The following is an 18,238-nucleotide window of genomic DNA, read 5'->3' as shown; positions in this document are numbered from 1 at the left end:
GCCGGATTTCACCGAGTAAGAGGTTTTTTGTTGTTCTCGCTCAAATTTATCCCGAATGACTACAGACGGACTTCCTTGCCTGTTGCCGCTGATTCGTAGATCGCGCTCAAAATTTTGATCATGTCTACACCTTGCTCAGGTGAAATCGTTGGTTCCGCGCGGCCTTGCAGACAATCCACGTAGTGTTTAATGTTTTCTGTATGAATCTTTACATGTTCGGCGCCTTTGATGACTGGCACCATATCGGTTAATTGTCCCGCTGATTCGGAGTGTACGGTCAGCTTGCCGTTACGCAAGGTTGCCCCTGCTTTCGTGCCCCGCAGTTCAACAAAATTCATCTCTTCTCCGATATTCGAAGCCCAGCTGAATTCAATCTGCAATGTCGCGCCGTTATCGAAACGGATGAAACCTGTCGCCAAGTCCTCAACGTCAAATGTACCGTCATCCTGGCGATCTCCGAACGAGCTATGAACCGAATCCGCGATGGAATCGTTAGCGAATTTCGTATATTGAGCGCCTGTGACCGAGATCGGCTTCGGATTACCCATAATCCATGTAGCCAAGTCAATAAAGTGAACGCCAAGATCAATCAATGGTCCGCCGCCAGAAAGCTCTTTGGTTGTAAACCAACCGCCTTTGCCCGGAATGCCGCGTCTGCGAATCCAACCGCAACGACCTGTATAAATTTCTCCCATGCTGCCTTCGTCAGCCAAACGTTTCAGGAATTGTGAATTTGGATTAAAACGGTTATTACGCATCACCATCAGGAGCTTGCCCGAAGCAGCAGCCGCGTCGGCCATCTTCTGAGCTTCGTCCGGGTTAACCGCATCCGGCTTCTCGCAGAAAACGTTAAAGCCAGCCTCGAGACCGGCAATCGCGATCTCGGAGTGATACAGATTAGGTGTACAAATGTCGATGACATCAATCTCGCCGTCGCGAAGCATATCACGGTAATCCGTATACACGCGCTCTACGCCCAGTTGATCCGCTACTTCTTGCGCGCGATCCCCTCGAACGTCACACACGGCTACGATTTCCGCTTCCGGATGCTCGATCCAAGCTTCCATATGTGCCGCTTTAAAGATCCCTCCGACTCCGACCGCGCCTACTCTTATTTTTGTGCTCATGGATATGTCTCCCTTATAATTATGATTGTGTTGGGGTTGCACGCTGCTCTATCAATGCTAATAAATTGTTATAGCTTGTCGTTATGCATTCTATCGGATCCGTCTTGCACACATCCTGCTCCACAACATACCACTCAACGCCGTTGTTCTCGCCCCATTCGATAATGGGAGCAAAAGCGAGCAAACCTTCGCCAACCGGCGCATACGTTCCTTCTTCGTCGTCCGTCATGTCCTTCAGGTGAACGATTGGCATTCTGCCACTATAAGGCTCAAAGTATGTAACAGGATCGTGACCTGCTTTCTTGAGCCAGTACACATCGAGCTCGGCCAGAATATCGTTATCGGAAACCGGCTCCAGCAGGTATGCCAACGCATCCATACCACTTACCTCGGTCTCAAACTCGAATGCATGATTATGATAGCTGACTCGGATGCCGCGTTCAGCCAATTTCCCAGCAGCCGCGTTCAGAGCGGCTCTAACTCCTTTATAACCTTCTTCGTTACGAAGCTCATGTGCGATGGCCGGGCATATGACGTCAATCGTGCCAAGCGCCTCTGCTGCGTCAGCTAGCTCATTCGTATGTTCAACAACTTCGCTCAAAGACACATGCAGTCCTGCTGCCTTCATCCCTGTTTCGTCTAGAATCGATTTAAGCGCTTTCGGATCGTGACCATGAAATCCGGCGAATTGCACGCCCGCATATCCGATTTGACTTATTTCACGTAATACTGTTGGAAAGTCCTTTGCGCATTCTTCGCGTAACGTATATAATTGCACGGCTATTTTCTCTTTCACTCTCTCAGACTCCTTCCGAATTCAATTACACCAAGTATAATGAGATAAAATTAGGAAGTGAATATCCAATTCTCCGCTTGTTGACTTATTTTGCAACTGATACAATTGTAGTCACATTCTTCTTTGCGTGAAAGGAAGGTTGCCTCCATGAATCCCAATGGCTGGACCATTCTTTATTCTGCCGGTTATTCGCGCCATGTTGTACCGTTCCAGAGCTATATGAAACAAGATCATGCCGACAACCGAGTGCTGATTCGTTTGCAGGTAGCCGGACGATGCCGCATCTCCCTAAATGGCGTGTGGCATCCTATTGAATCAGGCGACTTGATGATCCGCAGGCCGGGACAGGAATACAGGCTGCTCATTGATTCAGAAATCGCCGAAGAGGACGGCAGTGCTATGACCGCCGCCATAGAAAGCGTAGATTACTTTCTCTCCTGCGGAGGGGATTGGATCCAGAGCTGGATAGAACGAAGCAAGATACCGGGCATCATTCGTCTCAATCAGACGGATGAATTACAATCGCTCTGGCGTAAGTTGGTTTATGAGCGACGCAATCTGCATGAGGATAACTCAGAGATGATCGACGCCTTGGTCAAGGTGCTGCTTCTCTCCATTGATCAGCACGCGCAAAAGGCGGCATATTCGTCCAGACCGGAGCAATACATCCCTTATCAGATGAAACGATATCTGGAGAAACATGCTACCGAGCCTCTCAAGCTTGATCAAGTGGCCCTGCGTTTCGGTATCAGCGTTTCGACAGCCTCCCATCTGTTCAAACAAACCTTTGGTCAACCGCCAATGCGATATGTTGTAGATATCCGGCTATCGCTGGCGTCCGAGAGACTCCTGCATAGCGATATGAACCTGGAGGATATCGCCGAGGCCTGCGGCTTCAGAAGTTATCCTTACTTTAGCCGCGCATTCCGGTCGCGCTACCTTGTCAGCCCAAGTGAATTCCGGGCACAGAACGACCCGCTTACCTCACACCTGCCAATGACGACATGATCACAAATCGGAAACATTCTCCTAGTGTCTCCCAGTTTATGTTCGCCCCACGGTAGGCTATAATGGATCTATGTGTGTTCTTCACGCTACAAGGTGAAACGGCTATCGCCGTCTTTGGCGGCGCAGCGCGTTTCATTCCGAGAATTCTAAGCTCAGATAAGATGCAAAAACTTATAAATTCTTAGAATTCAAGGTGAAACGGCTATCGCCGTCTTTGGCGGCGCAGCGCGTTTCATTCCGAGAATTCTAAGCTCAGATAAGATGCAAAAACTTATAAATTCTTAGAATTTAACATAACCGGGTGCCCCGGATTGCATCAGAGAGGAGGCCTAGAGATGTTCCGTTCGATAACGACCAAGGATGGCCAGCAACGACAATTACATCCGCTATCGCTGCTTCTATTGTTTGCGCTGCTCATTACTGCATCATTAGCTTATCAAGCCGGCAACAACTACGAGCTCACAGCCGGCATGAACAAGTCATCCCATAAGCACGTCTCTCATGCCTCCCACTCAACCAATCCCGGCAAACATCCGAATGATACAAATGCTGTTGTGCCCAACAGCCCGAGCGTCCTGGCTGCAGCTGTCAGCCTGCTAATTATATATAGACTCGCAGCGCATGGCGCTATCTTCAGAACACCTTTCCGACAGCGCCTCAAATCACGACTTTTGTTGCCGCTTAAATTCTCGAGCATGTATGTGGACTCCTTATATCCATCCTACCCGTTACACGGTCTAACTAGATACCAAGGAGGAAAACAACATGAATATCAGAGAATCGGATTTGCCGGGCATCGGCAAGAAGTATCAAATTATGACGCGCAGCGGCGACAAATTTGTAGTCATCATACATGATGATGGGCGCCGCGAGCTCTACCACTTTGACTATGAGGACCCGGACGACAGCATCTCCATGGTGACACTGGAGGATGAAGAAGCACGCCAAATCGCCGCTATTATCGGCGGCATGACCTACAAACCAAAGGCGCTTGAGACCATCGAGGTCGCGCTTGATGATCTGACGATCGAATGGTTCAAGGTAGAGTCTGGCGCTTCCTGTATCGGTCTGACGATTGGAGAGGCAGACATCCGACAAACTACAGGCACAACGATTATTGCGGCTGTAGAAAAGGATGCGAAACACATTAATCCGGGTCCGGATTATCGATTCAAGGCGGACACCACGTTAATCGTAGCCGGCGAGCGCGGGCAGCTTAAGCTGCTTAAGGCGATGCTGCAGACCGGGAGTCGATAACGATGGATCACATGGTGCTTGAGATCGGCTTAGCCGTCATATTGATTGCCCTAGTCGGATTGTTGGCTGCGAAGATACGTTTCTCCGTAATCCCTTTTTACATTCTGATCGGGATGGCAGTCGGGCCCCATGCTCCAGTTATAGGCGTATTGGACTTTACGTTTGTCCACAGCGCGGAGACTATCCATTTTTTGGGTAGACTCGGGGTTCTATTTCTGCTTTTCTATCTCGGTTTAGAATTTTCCGTCGGCCGGCTCATCAAGTCGGGCAAAAATATCGCCGTCGGCGGAACGATTTATATTTCCATCAACTTCACACTCGGCTTGATATACGGTTTCGCGACAGGGTTCTCATTCTCCGAAACCATGGTGCTCGCGGGTATTACGACCATCTCCTCCAGCGCCATCGTTGCCAAGGTGCTTGTTGACCTCAAGCGGACGGCCAACTCCGAGACGGAGATGATTCTTGGCATTATTATGTACGAGGACATCTTCCTCGCTGTATATCTCTCCGTACTGTCGGGACTTGTACTCAGCGATCAATCATCGCTTGGCGGCGTACTTTTGTCTGCTTCCTATGCTTTGGGCTTTATGCTGTTATTCCTCATTATCGGACGGAAAGCCGCTCCGCTATTGAACAAAATGCTCGATATTCGATCGAACGAGCTGTTCATTCTCCTCATCTTCGGCCTGTTATTCTTTGTTGCAGGAATAGGTGAAACGATTCACGTAGCGGAAGCGATCGGCGCGCTGCTATTCGGTCTAGTGCTGGCAGAAACCAATCACATGAAACGGATCGAGCATCTCATCTTGCCGTTCCGCGACTTCTTCGGCGCATTGTTCTTCTTCAGCTTCGGTCTTACGATCGAACCGGCCAAGCTTGGCGGCGCGGTATGGCTTGCAATCGGCGCGGTGGCCGTTACCTTATTCGGCAACTTCCTAGCGGGTATGCTCGCAGGCAAGAGCGCGGGCTTATCACCGAAAGCTTCATCCAATATCGGACTAACCATCGTCTCACGCGGCGAATTCTCTATTATCGTCGCGAACGTCGGGATTGCTGCCAACCTGGATGAAAAAATTCAACCTTTCGCTGCGCTTTACGTGCTTATTTTGGCCATTCTCGGACCCTTGCTCACCAAAGAATCCAAGCTCATCTTTAGCGGGCTTAATAAAATCTTCAGGTGGGAAAAGGCCAAACCAAACAAGGAACGGAAACGTCAGCCAGCAGGAGGTTAATGCCTCTAGCCTTGTCAGGGTGACGAATCGAAGCTTGATTAACAAAGGGCGGTGCCAGGGATAATCCCTGCACCGCCCTTTGTGATTGATGGTCTATAGCAGCCTTCACGCTTACAACATGCTCGTTCCGGGACAGGCCTGAGCATCTCGCAAGGCCATCCGGCAATCGTTATTTGCCAAATTGCGCGTGGTGCAAACGGCTGTAGATGCCGCCCGCTGCCACGAGATCCTCGTGGCGTCCTTGCTCGCTGATGCCGTCTTCGGTGACGACGATAATACGATCCGCATTCTTGATCGTAGCCAGTCTGTGTGCGATGACAAGCGTAGTACGACCAACGGACAATTCGGACAGCGACTGCTGGATCGCTTGCTCCGTTTCGGTATCAAGCGCCGACGTCGCTTCGTCGAGAATGAGGATCGGCGGGTTCTTGAGGAACATCCGCGCGATAGCGAGCCGCTGTTTCTGACCTCCGGACAGCTTGACGCCTCGTTCGCCGACGACTGTCGCAAGTCCATCCGGAAGCGATTCAATGAACGCTTCGAGCCTAGCGCGACGCGCTGCCTCCATAATATCGGCATCACTTGCTCCAAGCTTGCCGTACGCGATATTCTCACGGATCGTACCCGCGAACAAGAACACGTCCTGCTGGACGAGGCCGATGCTTCGGCGCAGCGACTCCAGCTTCAGATCGCGAATGTCGTGTCCATCGACGGATATGCTGCCCTCTGTAATTTCGTAGAAACGAGGCAGCAGGCTGCAGAGTGTTGTTTTGCCAGCGCCTGAAGGACCCACAAATGCGATCGTCTCCCCCGCCCTGATCGACAAGTTAATGCCATCAAGCACCTTCGCTTCGCCCTCGTAGCCGAAAGTAACATCCTTGTAGCTGATATCGCCGTGCAGGCGGTCAACCTCTCGTGCATTCGGACGATCCGCAACATCCGGCTCCGTATCCATCAGCTCCACATAACGCTTGAAGCCCGCGATTCCCTTCGGATAACTCTCGATAACGGCATTAATTTTTTCGATTGGCTTAAAGAAGATGTTAGTCAGCAGCACAAAGGTAAGGAAGGCACCGTGGGTCATCCCGTCCGTAAGCACGTAATAGGAACCCGCAATGAGCACGAACAGTGAAACAATTCGCATGAGCATATACGAAATGGATGCGTTCATGCCAATGATTTTGTAAGAAATGAGCTTCGCCTCACGGAAACGCAGGTTATTGCCCTTGAACAGCTTCCCTTCGTGCTTCTCGTTCGCGAACGCTTGAACCACGCGAATACCTCCGACTGTGTCTTCAACGCGAGCATTAAAATCCGCCATGTCGCTAAAGAGGCGATTAGCGGCTTTCGTCATCCGACCGTTGAAGTACAACACCAGCCAGATGATGATCGGCACGATCACAAAGGTCATAATCGCGAGCATCGGGTGAATGTACAGCATGATGCCGAACGCCCCAACCAGCGTCATCGCCGCGATAAACATATCCTCCGGTCCATGATGCGCCACCTCGCCGATCTCGAACAGATCGTTGGTGAGGCGCGAGATGAGATGACCCGTCTTCGTATTGTCGAAGAAACGGAACGACAGCTTCTGCACATGATCGAATAATGCGCGTCGCATATCCGTCTCGATGTTGATACCCAGCATATGGCCCCAATAGGTGACGATATAGCTGAGCAAGGTATTTATAATGTAAATCAATAACAGCACCGCGCTCGCGGTGACGATCATGCCCCAGTTCTTATCCGGCAGCAGCGTTTCGACGACATAACCTACCGCAAGCGGGAAGCCTAGCTCCAATACAGCAAGCAGCACCGCGCAAAAGAAATCCAGGAAAAACAGCTTCTTGTATGGCTTATAGTACGAGAAAAAACGACGCAGCATGGTAATCTCCTGTTCTTCTGTATTGAATCCTCCGTCCATGGCTGGCGCCTGTAGCGGGGTTCCTCTTCTAGCATTTTGAACCCCGCAGGTGCAGACTGTCAAGATTATCTACTCTTTATAATCAAACGTTCCCGGTGCGTATATACGCTCATTCGTCTGCCGCGGATAAAACCGATGCAAGTAATGCCCAGCTCCTCAGCCAGCTTCAGCGCAAGATCAGTTGGCGCCGACTTGCTGAGCAGGAGCCCGCAGCCCATCTTGGCTGCCTTAAGCACCACCTCCGACGACAACCTGCCGCTAAATGCGATTAGCTTATCCGACATGCGTACCTTATGCAGCAAACAATGCCCGTACAGCTTATCGAGCGCGTTATGCCTGCCAATATCCGTTCGAATCTCGAGCAGTTCATCGGCGGAGCATAATGCCGCGTTGTGGACACCGCCCGTGCTGACAAAGTCCACTGAATCCTCTTGCAGCTTCGCCATCAGCGACCAGCACTGTTCTGCACTGATCGTCATGCGGCTCATAATCGTTCGCGCCGTTAACATATCGCCGTTATAATAAAATTGTCTGCCCTTCCCGCAGCAAGAACCGATAAACCGTCTGGAGGAGCGATCGCGCCCAATCGCCGGTTCACCTTCCAACGTGACATACGCGAATCCCCGCTCCAAATCGAGCGACAGCTTCTCGACCTGTGTTGACACTCTGATTGCTCCTTCCGATGCGAGAAAGCCGTATACCAGCTCCTTCAGATGGGTCGGCGAACAGACCAGCGTGCCAAATTCCTCTTGGTTCAACATGACGGTCAGCGCAAATTCGGAAGCAATCTCGTCTTCCACTTCGCTGTATACGCCATCTTCTCCGACCCGCATCGCGGACCAAGTCGTTCGATTGCCCCGTCCTTCTTCATCGCGTCCGTCACCGCTTAGTGTACCTCCATCATGCCCCGTCACACCGACCATACTCCATCCCTCCACTGATGCCTATTCCGGTATATCGATATCGAGCTCCTCGACCCTTCTCTCAACATACTTTGTATCTTTGAGCGAGTGGAAGGTATCAGCCCTCTCCACAGCGACAGAAGCGTTGTAATCCGGTATTCCGGCCAATGGTTCGTACTGACCGGAGGCGAACAATATATTGCCCTCCGGCCAGAACAACTCGATATTGCCCGGCGCCACCGGCGCGAGCTTGGCTCTGCCATGAAACACACCGCCTCTGTTGTAGACAACAATCGCTTCACCGTCCCTGACGGACAATCCATCGGCATCCTCAGGATGGATAAGCACATCATAACGAGCCGCTCCATTAAAGCTATCCTTCTCTCCATAGATCATGGAGTTGAACTGCTTGCCCCTGCGAGTCGTGGCACAAAAGCGTCCTTCCGCCTTGCGCAGCTCCGGAAGCCGCACAGCAAACAGCCTTGCTTTGCCGTTCGGAGTCGGGCATTCTCCGTCCTCGCACAACCATGCGCCGCCCCATTGGAAGACGTCGCCGCGTTTCGCGAGCTGCTCGATACCGCGATAATAAGGCACTGCTCTCGCAATTTCCGCCCTGATCGCAGCGGCATCCGGAAACCTTACGGATGATACCGCTGCTCCCTCCGGACGGATCCGCGCAGCTAACTCGCCGAAGATGTCCCACTCGGCACGCGCTTCACCGATTCGGGGACCTTCGATCTCCGGCGAATAATACACCATTCGTTCCGTCGAAGTAGAAGTGCCGCCGCCCAGTTGCTCGTATCTCGTCATCGCAGGCAGCAGAATTACCGCTTCCGCCGCATCAAGCAAGGCTGAGCTGTTGAGCACGATATCCTGATGAACGCGCAGCTCCACCGCCTCCAGACTACATAAGACGGCATCCGGCTCCGGCATCGTCTCGAGGAAATTGCCGCCCGATGTGTAGAACAGCTTGAGCTTCCGTTCATTGTCCTCCGGCAGCAACGCGTTCTCCAGCGACACGCCGACGATATCGCCTTGCCAATCCGGAAGCTCAAAGCCCCACAACGCGGCGAGTCGCTTGGCATCACCGGCTGCAAATTCGCCTCCCGGCAAGCTGAACGGATCTGCTCCCATCTCGCCAGAGCCCTGTACCCCGCTATGCCCGCGAATCGGCATAAGCCCGCAATGCTCCCGGCCCAGAAAACCGCGCAGCAGCGCGAGATTAGCAACCTGCGTAATGTTGTCCGTCCCGAATCGATGCTGCGTCAACCCCATACTCCATACGAACACACCGGATCTTGCCGCCGCCAGCATCGCAGCGAATTCCTCCATTCGTGTTCTCGTTAAGCCGGAGGAGGATTCCAGCATCTCCCACGACTGTTCCATCACATGTGCTTTCAATTCTTCGTATCCATGTACATGCCGTTCTATGAACGCAAGATCAATTGCCGATCCCGGTTTGCGCTCCTCCATCTCAAACCATACCTTCATGACGCCATGCATAAATGCGATATCTCCGCCGATATTCACCTGATAGAAATCATCTGCAAGCTTCGTTCCGAATAGCGCCGACTCTGGAATCGAAGGAATCCAATAACCGTCCATCGCGGGCTCCCGGTAAGGATTGATGACGATAATCCGCGTACCTTGCCGCTTCGCCGCATACATATATTTGGTCGATACAGGCTGATTCCCGGCAGCAACACTGCCCCAGAACACGAGCACGTCGGTGCCGATCCAATCCTTATAGCTGCAGGTAGAAGCGCCTACGCCGATGGTTCGCTTTAGCGCCGTCTTGGAAGGGGAGTGGCAAATACGGGATGCGTTGTCGATATTGTTGGTGCCGATCCACCTTGCCGCTTTCGCCGCCGCATAATAGGTTTCATTGGTTATTCCACGTCCGGTGAGATAGAATGCGATCGACTTGGGATCCAGAGTCCTCGCCTTTGCTGCAATATGCGAAAGCGCCTCGTCCCACGTCAGCCTTCGGAACCTGGACTCCCCACGAGCCCGAATCATGGGATAAGGAAGACGCCCTAGCTCTCTCAGCTCCGCGCTGCTGAGCTTGCGCAATTGTTCAATGTCCGCGTGCAGGAGCTCAGTCGGTATCGCCTTCATCGTGTTCAATCGCAGCACATTCAGCCGCGTCGTACAGATATGCGGTCCGGCAAGCGTCTGGTCATACAGTCCAGATACCCCTAAAGCGCAGCCATCGCAGACACCTTGCGTCAGAATTCTGTAAGCGTATACAAGATTGTCCCGATTTCTCCATGCCGCTTTGATCGTATCCCGAATGTGATGCGGCTTCGTGAGACCTAGCCCGAATGGCCGCTTGCTGACCCACAGCTTGGAATCCGGCCATACAGACAGCTTCGTCCTTCCAGTGTGCAACGTTTTCCCCATCCTCGCATCCTCCACAACGTCTAGATTGGTATACAAAAAGGACCGTCCTAATCGAATGTTGTCCACGGATACTCGCTCCTTCATTCTTGACGGTCCTTATGTTCGTTGAGCTTGCTTCCAGATCATTTCTCTTGAACTTTAACGCACCGGCAGCAGCTCTACCGCCGCTTGCTTGCCGCTGAGCTGAATGCCGGTCGCCTTCTTACCGCTAGCCGTGAGGTCCGCGATCAGCCGCTCCAATAACGCCTTCGCTTTGGGCCCCTCTTTGCCGGAGATGCGCACAACAAGCAAGACGCGATTGCCTGATTCCAACAGCTTAGCGGCTTGTCTTTGCTTCGTGTCGTAATCATGTTCTTCTATGTCCGGTGTTAGACGCAGCTCTTTGACCTTGCCCGCAGTCTCCTTCAAGCGGCTCTCCTTCTTCTCCTGATCACGCTCTGCTTTCGCGGCTCCGCGAGGCGCCAGCTTGCAGGGAGGAGGGCTGCTCATAAGCGATGTACACACGAGATCCGCTTTCGCTTCCTTGGCGAGCGCGAGCGCCTCTTCGCGTGATACGACGCCGATTACTTCCCCATCCACTCCGGTCAGCAGCACCTCGGAGCTTTTTATTTGTTCGTTCATCAACAGTTTATTAGCCGTCACTTCATTCATTCCTCTCCGGTCAGCCTATGTCGCCATTATACGTCAACGATGCCGGTTTGACGAATACCAGTGACGGTCGCCTTCTCGGACATGTCGCCGCCTGCTTCCCGGAGCTTCTTCTTGCCCCTCCAACGCAGGAAGGAGAGCGTCCCGCGAATGTATTCGTCCATGATCATCGCGACGTATATACCGGTCAATCCCCAGCCGAGACCAATGCCGAACCAATAAGATACGCCAGTAGCTACAATCGACAACGAGCCAAGAGAAATCCACATGGTGAATCTGGTGTCCCCTACCGCGTTCAAGGCGTTCTGCAGCGCCATATTAATCATTTTGCCTGGCTGAAGTATAATGTTAAGCCCCAACAGAGAAACCCCGAAAGCAATGATGGTGGGATCATCCGTAAACAAGCCCAGCACCGGCTTGCCTATTATATAAACCACGACTGCGTTAACCAACACGAGTGCCAAGCCGATCCCCAGCGCGCGATACGAAGTCCGATAGGCCTCCTTCATCTGACCGGCCCCGAACAAGTGGGCAACCTGGATCTGAAGCGCAAGGGCAATTGAGTACCCCAGCATGAAACAAAAGGATTCCAACGTGTTCATATACGTGCGAGCCGCCAGCTCCGACACCCCGATGATCGCAATATAAGAGAAGATCGCCATCTGCGAGAACACCCAGCATGACATATTAACGCCTAACGGCCAACCAATTCGAATTACCTCACCGAACAGCCCCCGATCGAACAACTTCAAGTCGCGGAAGGCAATGCGGCGTTCGAAGGTGTGCAAGAACATGTACAGCAACACGATCACGGCAAGAAAACGGCAGATAACCGTGGACAGCGCGACGCCGAGCAGCCCCCACTTCGGGAAGCCCCACGCGCCAAAAATAAACGCATAATTCAGCGCTACATGCACCACATTCATCCCGATCGCGATGTACATCGGGCCTTTCGTATTGCCCGTATTGCGGATCGAAGTGCTAAGTGCCGACATCAGCGCGACCAATACCATCCCGCCGCCGACGATCGATACATACGTTTCGGCCAAAGGCAGCAACTCGCCCGGCAACTGTAACATCGAAGAAATCTCTTTGGGGAACACATAGAGGACGATACTGACAACCAGCCCGATCGCGCCGCTAACCGTGAGCGACATAATGCCGATCTTCCTCGCATCTTCCGCTCTCTTGGCCCCCAGCTTCTGAGCAATAAGTATGCCGGCGCCGCTTGCAATTGTCACAAACAACGTCGTCACCGCCGAAAATAATTGATTCGAAAACCCGACGACGGCAACCGCGTCATCCGATATTCGGCTGACCATCAGCGTATCCGCCGCCCCAAGCAGAAATTGCAGGAATAACTCGGTAAAAATCGGCCATGCGAGCACCCACAACGTTAATTTCTTCGTACTTGTCACTGTTTCCAGACCTCCTGAAGGAGCTCCGCTCGCCCCGTCTGTCATGCTATTTCTCTCTGCATTATAGATGGTATACTGAAAAAAAGGATTCAATTTTTCAACCCAAACTTTCACTATTCCAACCTGCGAAGGAGTGTTTGTCTCCTATGAGCATGATCGAGCTAACCCTTCCTCCCTTGCCGCACTACATTATCGGAGGACACGCCATTATGCCGCCGGGGCGCAAACATCCGGGGCGCAGGTCGATCGGCGTATTCGATCTGATTCTCGTGATCAAGGGGTGTCTCTATATCAATGAAGAGGATCGTCATTATCAGCTTCGCCGAGGACATATGCTGGTGCTGCGTCCGGATGCTGAACATGATTCCAATCGCGCTTGCGAGGAGCATACCGAATATTATTGGGTTCACTTCCACACCCAAGGTCAGTGGTCCATTACAAATGTCGAAGAATCGTTCGGTCCCGCCCGCCTTCACGATTCTGCAGAGCCGATACCGGTCCACGAACAATTCTCGCCAAGGACGTTTATCAAGCGATTGCCTCAATATGCGCAAATCACCAACTTAACCGAGCTCGAGAACAAGCTTCAGCAGCTAGCAGTCATGAGTATTAGTGACCATATCCACGGCGTCCGCTGGAAGCAGCAGCTGTTGTTCCAAGAGGTCATCGACCTGCTCTCCGCTTCTGTCGAAGCGAGATCGCCGACTCCAGCTCTCGCTTGCGCCGAACAGGCCGCATCCTATTTGCGGCACCATTACCGCGATGACATAACGGCAAAGTCGCTCGGCGAGGCTATCAACTTCCACCCTGTGTACATCGCAAGGTGCATGCAACGCGAATTCGGCTGTGCGCCGTTTGACTACTTGCTGCGATTCCGCATCCAACAAGCCAAGCTGCTGCTCCTGCAGACTGACTTGTCCGTCTCGCGTATAGCCGAGGAGGTTGGTTTCAATCAATCAGCCTATTTCGCCACCTGCTTCGCGAGGTTCGAAGGATTGTCTCCGCGTCAATTCCGCCAGCGATTCTCGTTGACATAAGAGAGGGAAACGATACTCGCGACAACCTCCCCCCCTTCACACAAAATACCGCCCTCCAGATCGGCCAATGAAGCTCCGACTTGGTGGACGGTATTTTCTACGAACGGCTATTCTGCATGATACGTTCCGCGTTCCTGCTAATCTTAATATAACGGCTCCACACGCACGGCGCACACCTTGAAGCCAGGCATCCGGCATGTCGGATCGAGCGCTTGATGCGTCAGCTTGTTGACGCTTTGCGTATCGCCCCAGTGCATGGGCACGAACACGGTGTCTTGACGAATTGTCGCCGAGTAGCGGCTCCGCAGGACGATGCTGCCGCGGCGGGTCGTCGCCGTCACGAGCTCTCCGTCGCCGATTCTCAGCTTGCGCGCGGTCGCCGGATGCAGCTCCACGAACGATTCGACGTCTCGCGACGCAAGCGACGGGCTGCGGCGGGTCTGCACGCCAGTCAAGTAATGGGTCAGCACCCTGCCAGTAGTGAGATACAGCGGATACTCCTCATCCGTCATTTCCTTGGGGAAATGATTCGCCACCGTAACCATCTCGGCTTTGCCATCCGCATGGGCGAAACGCTCCTCGAACAATCGTCTGTCACCGGGATGATCCTCGGCTGGACATGGCCAATATACACCCTCTTCGCGCCGGAGCCGATCATACGTAATCCCGTAATAATCAGCAATGCCGCCCTTGCTGGCCAGACGCAGCTCTTCGAAAATATCCTCCGACTTCTCGTAGTTAAACCAGCGTCCTCTGCCTAAGCGCTCCGCTATACCGCATAGTACCTGCCAGTCATGTCGCGCTTCGCCCGGTGCAGGACGCATCGCCTCGCGAAGCAGCACGCGACCTTCCAGGTTCGTCATTGTGCCTTCATTCTCGAGATAGGCTGTCACCGGCAGCAACAGATCCGCCATCCTTCCCGTTTCCGAGACAAACATGTCCGCCACAACAAGAAAATCCAGTTTCTCGAGCCCTTCCTCTACAAAATTGGCGTTGGGATTGGACACAACGGGATTGGAGCCCATTACGAACAAAGTGCGGATCTCTCTCGCATGAACCTTCTCCATCATCTCGTAGGCGGAGACGCCTTTACCCGGCAGCTCCTCCGGGTCGATCCCCCAAATGCCTGCTACGTACGCTCTATGCTCCGGATTGTCGATCATGCGATAGCCGGGCAACTGGTCCGCCTTCTGGCCATGCTCGCGTCCGCCTTGACCGTTGGCCTGACCCGTCACCGCGCCATATCCGCAGCCTGCACGCCCTATTTTCCCCGTTGCCAGCACCAGATTCAATAGATTACGAACCGACATGTAACCGTCTGTCTGCTGCTCGACGCCTCTTGCCGTGAACACCATACCCGTCGGCGCTTCGCCAAACGCTTGGGCCGCCTTCCGAATTTCATCCTCGCTCACGCCCGACATCTCAGCGATCTCTGCCATATCCATGCTAGCCAGATGGCGCTCCACATCCTCGAACCCTCTCGTACGGTTCGCAATGAAGGCCTTGTCGCTGAGCCCCGCTTCCAGAACCGCCTTGAGCATTCCGTTGGTTAACGCCGCATCCATACCAGGCTTCACCTTCAGATGGAGGTCTGCAAGCTTCGCCGTCGCCGTCTCGCGCGGGTCAATGACGATCAGGTAGGCGCCATTCTCCTTCGCCCTTGTAAAATAAGGCATAAGCGTTGGCTGGCATTCGGCTATATTGGTACCAGACAATAGGATACACTTCGCCAGCGGGATATCCGCCAGCGCGTTCGTCAGACCGCGGTCGATCCCGAACGTTTTGTTGCCGGCAGATGCCGCCGCCGACATACAGAAACGTCCGTTGTAGTCTATATATTTGGACTGCAGAGCTATTCGTGTAAACTTCCCTAGCAAATAAGCAGACTCGTTCGTAAGCGAACCCCCGCCGTACACCCCGATGCTGTCGCGACCGTATTGCTGCTGCGCGCTGGCGAATCGCTCCGTGATCATGTTATATGCTTCTTCCCACGAAATGCGGATCAGCTTGCCGTTTTTCCTCGCCATAGGATGCAGGAGACGATCTCCAGTCAGCGCATGCTGATAAGCGTTCATTCCCTTCACGCAGAGACGTCCTTCGGAAGCGGCATTGGGCAGCGCCGTTATCGTGTAGGCAGCTTCCCCTGCACCGTTGCGTTCTTCGACAACCTGCATTTTGCATTGCACGCTGCAGAACGGGCACTGGGTCTTCATAACGAATTGCGAATTGCCATTCTCCGTCTTTTCCATTACGCTATTCATCTCCTAGCACCCCCGCCGTTTCGTTCTCCGGCACGAGGCCGATCGATGTAGCTATCCGCAGCTCTGCCAACAGCAGATGACGGCTGGATAGATGAAGCAGGCGCTCGCGAACATGCACAACCCCGAGCTCGGTGAGCCAATCCCCTACCGATTGTCCATAATTCGCGGACATCCGATACCATTGCAGCAATGCGAGACCAATATCCAGTGCGTCTTCGTCTTCGAGCTGCGAGAGCAGCAGCTCTCCGGTCCGTACGACAGCGCCATTGCCCGCTCCCGCGGTGCGCCGCCCGTCACTACCGCCAGCATACAGCTCCCAGCCGCCAGGCGCTCCTGCGAAGCCCAGCTCCTTGGCAAGCGAACCCGCAAGATGCAACGGACTCGCGGATACACCGATTGCGATATTGGTCGGGAACGGAACTCCTGCCAGCTCTAAGCGCAAGGATGTGCTTAGCGCCGCGGAATCCCCGAGCACATTACGTTCGACCGCCAGCCCGCTTGAAGCCTCGAAGATTTCGGCCGAACCTTCTCCTGAAATTCCCGTTGCGTGCCATGCCCCTCTCTCTGTAAGCGCAAGGTTAACGCCAGCCAAAGCTGCATAGTATCGGACGGCAGGTTTACAAGCTCCGCATCCTCCAGATGTCCGCCAGCCCAAACGTTTCAGCGATTGCTGGAGCGTATCCGCACGTACTGCGCCATCCGGAGCAGGAGCTGTCGCATGCATCATTTCTCTAAGCTCTTCGTGACTCATGTCGGTGCAGTCGCATACCGGCTGCTTCTTCTCGCCTTCGGAGGCTCCGTTCTCCAGGACGTAAGCAAGGATCGCTTCTACCGTAGGCTTGCAGCCTCCACAAGAGCTCGAAGCCCTTGTGCAATCGCGAACCTCGGGCAGCGTGCGCAGTCCCTGCTCGCACACGGCCTTTTCGATTGCGCCTTTCGTGACGCCGTTGCAAGAGCAGACTGTCTCTGAAGAAGGCATTGCCGCTACATACGACTCACCAGCAGCTGCGCCCGTTGCTTCTTGCTCCAGTACAGACACATCCGCTCCGGTCTGGATATAGCGGAGCAGCTGATTCCCTTGCGACGTATCGCCGAACAGAACGGCACCGGCAATACGGCTGCCGACAACCGTTATTTTGCTATACGTACGCTTCAAACCGTCATACCGCATAAGCGATGCGGTTTCCTCCGTCTCCTTGATCTCCCCTGCGGAGAACACATCGACCCCGGATACCTTCAGCTGCGAATACAACGTCGAGCCTCCGTAACCGGCGGTTTCCTGCCCGCAAATGACCTTCGCGAGCACCTTGCCTTGCTCGTACAATGGAGCGACAAGTCCGTAAGTGATGCCGCGATGCTCTGCACACTCTCCTACCGCATAGACGCCCGGCACGCTCGTCTCCATACGATCGTTCACGATGATCGCCCGGTTCGTCTCCACACCGCTGGATATCGCCAATTTAATATTGGGCCGGATACCTACAGCGAATACGACCAGATCCGCTTCGACACGCGATCCGTCTTTGAATTGAAGGCCTTCGACTCGTTTTCTGCCTAGAATACGCTCCGATTGTTTCTCGAGCAAGAATCGCATGCCTTGACTCTCAAGCTCCTTACGCAGCATCTCCGAGGCTGTCCGGTCAAGCTGCCTCTCCATAATATAGTTATGAATATGGACGACCGACACGTCCATTCCTAGATTAAGCAATCCTCTTGCCGCCTCAAGACCAAGTAATCCGCCGCCGATTACGACTGCACGTTTCATGGTCGAAGAAGCCTTAATCATCGCGTTACAATCCTTAATATCCCGGAACGCCAGTACGCCCGGTTTGTCCGCCCCTGGCAATGGCAGCATAAACGGGTTTGATCCCGTAGCAAGAATCAGCTTATCGTAGACCACTTCGCGACCGGCAGAGGTCCTCACGCTCCGGCTGGTCGTATCAATGGCGATTGCTTCTTCTCCCTTATACAGCGTAATACCGTTCTCGTCATACCAAGACTGCGCGTTAATTGTAATATCCTCGATCGAGGTATTACCTTGTAGAACCTTTGATAGCAGGATACGGTTATAGTTGGTATGCGGTTCGCTGCCGATAATCGTAATGTCGAACAGATCCGGTGCTAACGAAAGTATTTCTTCAACGCACCTTACGCCTGCCATGCCGTTCCCAATCAGAACGAGTCTGCTCTTCATGGATGCACACTCCCCACATCGTAGATAT

At 53.4% G+C, this 18,238-nt stretch carries 13 protein-coding genes; 4 read left to right on the top strand and 9 right to left on the bottom strand.

Annotated features, from left to right (window positions below; genetic code table 11):
* Window positions 1-59 precede the first annotated feature (59 nt).
* Window positions 60-1,127: a Gfo/Idh/MocA family protein gene (locus ACX1C1_RS10390; protein ID WP_458957002.1), complete on the bottom strand. Its 1,068-nt coding sequence runs from the start codon at window positions 1,125-1,127 to the stop codon at window positions 60-62.
* Between the two features lie 19 nt (window positions 1,128-1,146).
* Window positions 1,147-1,923, bottom strand: coding sequence for a sugar phosphate isomerase/epimerase family protein (locus tag ACX1C1_RS10385; protein WP_458957001.1), 777 nt, complete (start codon window positions 1,921-1,923; stop codon window positions 1,147-1,149).
* Window positions 1,924-2,070: 147 nt separating this feature from the next.
* Between ACX1C1_RS10385 and ACX1C1_RS10380 the strand changes: the two genes are divergently transcribed.
* The 3 genes from ACX1C1_RS10380 to ACX1C1_RS10370 all read left to right on the top strand — a co-directional run bounded on the left by ACX1C1_RS10380 (window position 2,071) and on the right by ACX1C1_RS10370 (window position 5,423).
* Complete coding sequence (locus ACX1C1_RS10380) at window positions 2,071-2,931, top strand: helix-turn-helix transcriptional regulator (RefSeq protein WP_458957000.1); 861 nt, start codon at window positions 2,071-2,073, stop codon at window positions 2,929-2,931.
* Window positions 2,932-3,696: 765 nt separating this feature from the next.
* Window positions 3,697-4,188, top strand: a complete 492-nt coding sequence (locus ACX1C1_RS10375; RefSeq protein WP_458956999.1) for a cation:proton antiporter regulatory subunit — start codon at window positions 3,697-3,699, stop codon at window positions 4,186-4,188.
* Window positions 4,189-4,190: 2 nt separating this feature from the next.
* Complete coding sequence (locus ACX1C1_RS10370; protein ID WP_458956998.1) at window positions 4,191-5,423, top strand: cation:proton antiporter; 1,233 nt, start codon at window positions 4,191-4,193, stop codon at window positions 5,421-5,423.
* Window positions 5,424-5,592: 169 nt separating this feature from the next.
* Here ACX1C1_RS10370 and ACX1C1_RS10365 read toward each other — a convergent pair whose 3' ends face one another.
* From ACX1C1_RS10365 to ACX1C1_RS10345, 5 genes are all read right to left on the bottom strand, one after another.
* A complete protein-coding gene (locus ACX1C1_RS10365; RefSeq protein WP_458956997.1) occupies window positions 5,593-7,308 on the bottom strand; it encodes an ABC transporter ATP-binding protein in 1,716 nt (571 codons plus the stop codon).
* Between the two features lie 104 nt (window positions 7,309-7,412).
* Entirely contained in the window at window positions 7,413-8,180 is a 768-nt protein-coding gene (gene fdhD, locus ACX1C1_RS10360) for a formate dehydrogenase accessory sulfurtransferase FdhD (RefSeq protein WP_458957654.1), read from the bottom strand.
* 111 nt (window positions 8,181-8,291) lie between these two features.
* Window positions 8,292-10,652, bottom strand: a complete 2,361-nt coding sequence (locus ACX1C1_RS10355) for an FdhF/YdeP family oxidoreductase (protein WP_458956996.1) — start codon at window positions 10,650-10,652, stop codon at window positions 8,292-8,294.
* Between the two features lie 138 nt (window positions 10,653-10,790).
* Window positions 10,791-11,294, bottom strand: coding sequence for a translation initiation factor IF-3 (gene infC / locus ACX1C1_RS10350; RefSeq protein ID WP_458956995.1), 504 nt, complete (start codon window positions 11,292-11,294; stop codon window positions 10,791-10,793).
* Window positions 11,295-11,329: 35 nt separating this feature from the next.
* Complete coding sequence (locus ACX1C1_RS10345) at window positions 11,330-12,718, bottom strand: MATE family efflux transporter (protein ID WP_458956994.1); 1,389 nt, start codon at window positions 12,716-12,718, stop codon at window positions 11,330-11,332.
* Between the two features lie 146 nt (window positions 12,719-12,864).
* Here ACX1C1_RS10345 and ACX1C1_RS10340 point away from each other — a divergent pair, with 146 nt between their 5' ends.
* Window positions 12,865-13,755: a helix-turn-helix transcriptional regulator gene (locus ACX1C1_RS10340; protein WP_458956993.1), complete on the top strand. Its 891-nt coding sequence runs from the start codon at window positions 12,865-12,867 to the stop codon at window positions 13,753-13,755.
* 143 nt (window positions 13,756-13,898) lie between these two features.
* Here ACX1C1_RS10340 and nasC read toward each other — a convergent pair whose 3' ends face one another.
* Window positions 13,899-16,016, bottom strand: coding sequence for an assimilatory nitrate reductase catalytic subunit NasC (gene nasC, locus ACX1C1_RS10335; RefSeq protein WP_458956992.1), 2,118 nt, complete (start codon window positions 16,014-16,016; stop codon window positions 13,899-13,901).
* The gene (nirB, locus tag ACX1C1_RS10330) at window positions 16,009-18,210 is read right to left on the bottom strand and encodes a nitrite reductase large subunit NirB (protein ID WP_458956991.1); all 2,202 of its coding nucleotides are present in this window, start codon (window positions 18,208-18,210) and stop codon (window positions 16,009-16,011) included. Before nirB ends, nasC begins: the two co-directional genes overlap by 8 nt.
* Window positions 18,211-18,238: the final 28 nt, after the last annotated feature.

It is taken from the genome of Paenibacillus sp. strain BS8-2 (genome assembly GCF_054483835.1).
Note: the sequence above shows the minus strand (reverse complement) of the source record. Positions and strands in the feature narration are given on the sequence as shown.